Annotated in this window: 4 protein-coding genes; all 4 read right to left on the minus strand. The window is 44.0% G+C overall.

Annotated features, from left to right (window positions below):
- Window positions 1–329: 329 nt before the first annotated feature.
- The 4 genes from DXA20_RS15740 to DXA20_RS15755 all read right to left on the minus strand — a co-directional run bounded on the left by DXA20_RS15740 (window position 330) and on the right by DXA20_RS15755 (window position 4,784).
- Entirely contained in the window at window positions 330–1,295 is a 966-nt protein-coding gene (locus tag DXA20_RS15740) for a hypothetical protein (protein WP_118562061.1), read from the minus strand.
- Between the two features lie 251 nt (window positions 1,296–1,546).
- A complete protein-coding gene (locus DXA20_RS15745) occupies window positions 1,547–2,935 on the minus strand; it encodes a glycine--tRNA ligase (protein ID WP_118562063.1) in 1,389 nt (462 codons plus the stop codon).
- Between the two features lie 257 nt (window positions 2,936–3,192).
- Entirely contained in the window at window positions 3,193–4,341 is a 1,149-nt protein-coding gene (gene fucO / locus DXA20_RS15750; protein WP_118562065.1) for a lactaldehyde reductase, read from the minus strand.
- 254 nt (window positions 4,342–4,595) lie between these two features.
- Window positions 4,596–4,784 carry a YjfB family protein gene (locus DXA20_RS15755; protein ID WP_158577264.1) on the minus strand — a complete coding sequence of 63 codons (189 nt, stop codon included), beginning with the start codon at window positions 4,782–4,784 and terminating at the stop codon, window positions 4,596–4,598.
- Window positions 4,785–5,005: the final 221 nt, after the last annotated feature.

Genomic DNA, 5,005 nt, shown 5'->3' on the forward strand with positions numbered 1-5,005 from the left:
GTACCGCTGCGTGGTGCAGTGGTAGCGGGAGCGTGCCGTCCGAAATAGCTGAGCCCACCTATGGGGCTCAGTCGTGCGGATGCGTATTTATCAAAGCATTGCAAAGCAAGATTTTTCGGAAATCCTACTGATCTGCGTCAATTTTTTAGTCATAGTTCACGGATCAAGTGATTTCTCAGGCAAAATTGATATTTCGTTTTCCGGACATAAGAAATATTATGGGCGAATTACCATCCTTGGTATGGGAAGTCTTAGTTATATACTGAAAAAGGTGCCGCACTGTCACCAGTGCGACACCCTCAAGTCAAAGTCACATAAGGAATGTAAAATTATTTAACCTTTACATTTACAGTAGCCTTCTTAGCACCAACCTTAACAGTCAGCTTGCTCTTTCCAGCCTTCTTTGCAGCCTTAACAGTGATAACAACTTTGCCCTTCTTAGCAACTGCAGACTTAACCTTTACAGCCTTCTTGTTAGAGGACTTAACCTTGATTGCGTCTGTTGTAGCCTTCTTGTTGTTCTTAGCCTTAACTGCTACAGTGATCTTCTTTGTCTTGTTCTTCTTAACTACTACAGTAGCCTTCTTAGCTGTAACCTTCTTTGCAGGATTCTTAACGAATACCTTAAGAACAGCCTTCTTAGAACCAGACTTAAGTGTTACCTTTGTAGATGTACCTGCCTTAGCCTTCTTAGGTACAGCGATCTTAACCTTCTTCTGACCCTTTACAAGAGTAGCCTTAGCAATCTTCTTGTTAGCAGACTTAACAGTTACCTTCTTAGCAGCATCTGCTGTAGCTACCTTCTTAACTGTGTAAGCAACCTTTGTGCTCTTACCGGCAGCAACTACTACTTTGTTCTTCTTGAACTTGATAGACTTTGTTGCCTTTGTTGTAGCAGCACCCTTAATCGTTACAAGAACCTTAGCGATCTCTGTGTTAGCGGATAATACGCTGACAGCAGCATCTGTACAAGCTACAGCACCCTTTGTAGCGGTAACTGTTACCTTGATTGCATCGCCGGATACAACAACTGCAGATGCAGAAGCAATGCTTGTAGCAAGCTTTGCGTCATACTTGCAGGCAAGTGCACCCTTTGTAGAAACTGCAACACCTGTTACTGTTGTAGAAGCGTTAACTGCCTTATCCTTTGCAGCAACGATAGAAAGCTTTGCTGTCTTAACAGCGGCTGCCTTCTTAGCATTGGAAGCATCAACTGCATTTACAGAGAATACACTTGTAAGTGCAAGTGCTCCAGCCAGAGCCAATGAAAGTACTTTCTTCATAGAAGTCTTCATGATCTTTTCCCCCTTATATTAGTGGTTTTTCTTTGATACATGCGGAATTTTAGCATGGCACCCCGCACAATTCAATAGACACAATGCACAAAAGATTCTTAACATTTTATTACATTCCCGTCATTTTGGCTAAGACAGCAAAAAGAAATAGTAATTTTGTCGAATAAACAAAATTACTATTTCTTTTCTATTGTGAGAAATGCTCATTTTCATGACACACTTCTGCCACACATTATATCGCGCCTATTATATTAGAAACTGAACTTTCCTTCGAAGTACTTTGGAAGATCCTCGATCTTGATACGTTCCTGCTCCATGGTATCACGGTCACGTACTGTTACAGCACCATCCTCCTCAGAATCAAAGTCATATGTGATACAGTAAGGAGTACCAATCTCATCCTGACGACGGTAACGCTTACCGATGTTACCTCTGTCATCGTATTCACAGTTGTACAGCTTAGACAATGTCTCGTAAATCTTGCCTGCCTGCTCGCCGAGCTTCTTGGATAATGGAAGCACACCAATCTTAACCGGTGCAATTGCAGGATGGAAATGCATTACGGTACGAACATCGCCGCCCTCAAGCTCTTCTTCATCATATGCACTGCACAGAAATGCCAGTGTCACACGGTCAGCACCCAGCGAAGGCTCGATAACATATGGGATATATTTCTCATTCTTGGCATCGTCGAAGTAGCTCATATCCTCACCGGAGGTCTCCGCATGGCGGCTCAGATCGTAATTGGTACGGTCTGCAATACCCCAAAGCTCGCCCCAGCCAAATGGGAACAGGAACTCGATATCAGATGTTGCCTTACTATAGAAGGAAAGCTCCTCCTTGTCATGGTCACGAACACGCATCTCTTCCGGCTTAATGCCAAGCGTCTGCAGCCAGTTGATACAGAAATCCTTCCAGTATGCGAACCACTCAAGATCGGTGTCCGGCTCACAGAAGAACTCTAACTCCATCTGCTCAAACTCACGGGTACGGAATGTGAAGTTACCCGGTGTGATCTCGTTACGGAAAGACTTACCAATCTGTCCGATACCAAACGGGATCTTCTTTCTGGATGTTCTCTGCACGTTCTTAAAGTTGACGAAAATACCCTGTGCTGTCTCCGGACGAAGATATACGGTATTCTTAGCATCCTCTGTAACACCCTGGAATGTCTTAAACATCAGATTGAACTGACGAATATCTGTAAAATTGTGCTTTCCACAGGTTGGACATGGCACGCTGTGTTCCGCAATGAAGTCCTGCATCTTTTCATTGCTCCATCCATCCACGCTGCCGTCAAGCTCGATGCTGTTCTCCTCAGCAAACTTCTCGATCAGCTGATCAGCACGAAAACGCTCATGACATTCCTTACAATCCATCAATGGATCGGAAAAGCTTCCAAGATGACCGGATGCGAACCATGTCTGTGGGTTCATAAGAATTGCACAGTCAATACCGACATTGTACTGGCTCTCACGAATAAACTTCTGCCACCATGCCTGTTTCACATTATTCTTCAATTCCACACCGAGATTACCATAATCCCATGTATTCGCAAGTCCGCCGTAAATCTCAGATCCAGGATAAATAAAACCTCTTGCCTTTGCGACTGCCTGAATCTTCTCCATTGTTTTTTCCATGATTATCCTCCATTCCATAGGTGTGTTCCTACTATTAAACTGTTTCTAAATATACCATTATCTTAACCAGAATGCAAGTATACCGCCCGAGTGTACGGCTGTTTTCTGTAGGGAACCATGTCCCTGCGAAACAATTTGCTATTTTCTAAAATCCTGTCATTTCCTGACGATAACAATAAAAAGACGCCCGGAAATCTTCTTCATTGGATCTCCGGGTGTCTTCTATTATAATAGGTAATAATATCTACGTAAATTGATTAGATCAGGCTCTCATACAAAGCTGTGATATCTTCAACGGATGTCTCCTTTGGATTGCCCGGACGGCAGGCATCGTCGTAAGCAGACTGTGCAAGGAACGGAATATCCTCCTTCTTCACGATCTCCTTGAGATCTGCAGGGATTCCAACATCCTGAGACAGCTTACGAACTGCATCAATGGCAGCCTTGCGGTACTCTTCCTGAGACATGTTCTCTGTTCCTTCTACGCCCATTGCCTGTGCGATGTACTTGTACTTGTCACCGGTAGCATCTGCATTGTACTCCATAACGGTTGGCAGGATGATCGCATTTGCCACACCGTGTGGTGTATCATAAAGAGCACCAAGAGGATGTGCCATGGAATGAACGATACCAAGACCAACGTTGGAGAAGCCCATACCTGCAACATACTGACCTAATGCCATACCCTCTCTGCCTTCCGGTGTATTGTCAACCGCACCTCTTAAGGAGCGTGAAATAATTTCGATTGCTTTCAGATGGAACATATCGGAAAGCTCCCATGCGCCTGCGGTAATATAACCCTCGATCGCATGTGTCAGTGCATCCATACCGGTTGCAGCAGTCAGTCCCTTCGGCATACTTGCCATCATCTCCGGATCAATAAATGCAACGACCGGAATATCATGAGGATCTACGCAGACCATCTTACGATTCTTCTCTACATCCGTGATAACGTAGTTGATCGTAACCTCTGCTGCGGTACCTGCTGTCGTAGGCACTGCAAAGATCGGCATACTCTTATGCTTTGTATCGGCAACGCCCTCCAGGCTGCGCACATCGGCAAAATCCGGATTCTCCATAATGATACCAACGCCCTTGGCGGTATCCATAGAAGATCCACCACCGATCGCGATAATGTAATCAGCGCCTGCAGCCTTGCAAGCCGCAACACCTGTCTGTACATTCTCGATCGTTGGGTTTGGCTTGATATTGGAATACAACTCATAAGCAAGTCCTGCACCGTCAAGCACATCCAGAACCTTCTGTGTCACACCGAACTTTACAAGATCCGGATCAGAACATACAAATGCTTTCTTGAAAGCACGTCCCTTTGCCTCATCTGCGATGCTCTTGATCGCTCCTGCTCCATGATAAGATGTCTCGTTCAATACAAATCTGTTTACCATAATAATACTCTCCCTTTTCTTTTAGATTGTGTCAGCAGATATTCAAGCTCCTATGGTATGTATCTGCCGTCCTACAGTTCCATACCTCTCATACACATTATTATAGTAAACTTTCACAAAAAATGGAAGTCTTTTTCTGAATTTTCACAAAATTTGCACATATTTTATACTTATTTTAGAAAAGCTTAAAACAGTTCTTTGCTCTTTGATTCTTAACCAAAACAGGTGCCGATCAATGATCTGCACCTGATTGTTTATATGTATGTATTGATATTCTGTCCGAGATACGGCTGCACCGAAGACTCCATCATCTTGACCATCTCGTCTCCCTGCTCCTTCCAGGTATCCATCGTCTTGTCCAGCATCGCCGTACTGACATCCGATGCAAGCCGGTTCTGCGCCATCGCCACCGAAAGGTCCGCAATACTTCCTATCATATCCATCGGGATCACCTCCATCTATCCGATTTCTTATAAGCTTATCATAACAGGGACACCGCCAAATAGCAAGAAATTCTTACCGTTTTGTTTATTCTCTAAGACTTCCCATATCAAGGATGGAAATCCGCCCATAATATTTCTTATGTCCTAAAAATCAATGAGACATTTTGCCTCGAAAAACATATTTATCCGTGAGCTGTGACTAAAAAATTGACGCAGATCAG

The sequence above is a fragment of the Roseburia sp. AM59-24XD genome (assembly GCF_003478445.1).
Taxonomy (GTDB): domain Bacteria; phylum Bacillota; class Clostridia; order Lachnospirales; family Lachnospiraceae; genus Jutongia.

Bases quoted from the DNA above. Each gene is read 5' to 3' on its own strand.
- DXA20_RS15740 (WP_118562061.1), bottom strand. From the start codon at position 1,295: ATGAAGACTTCTATGAAGAAAGTACTTTCATTGGCTCTGGCTGGAGCA.
- DXA20_RS15745 (WP_118562063.1), bottom strand. From the start codon at position 2,935: ATGGAAAAAACAATGGAGAAGATTCAGGCAGTCGCAAAGGCAAGAGGT.
- fucO (WP_118562065.1), bottom strand. From the start codon at position 4,341: ATGGTAAACAGATTTGTATTGAACGAGACATCTTATCATGGAGCAGGA.
- DXA20_RS15755 (WP_158577264.1), bottom strand. From the start codon at position 4,784: ATGGATATGATAGGAAGTATTGCGGACCTTTCGGTGGCGATGGCGCAG.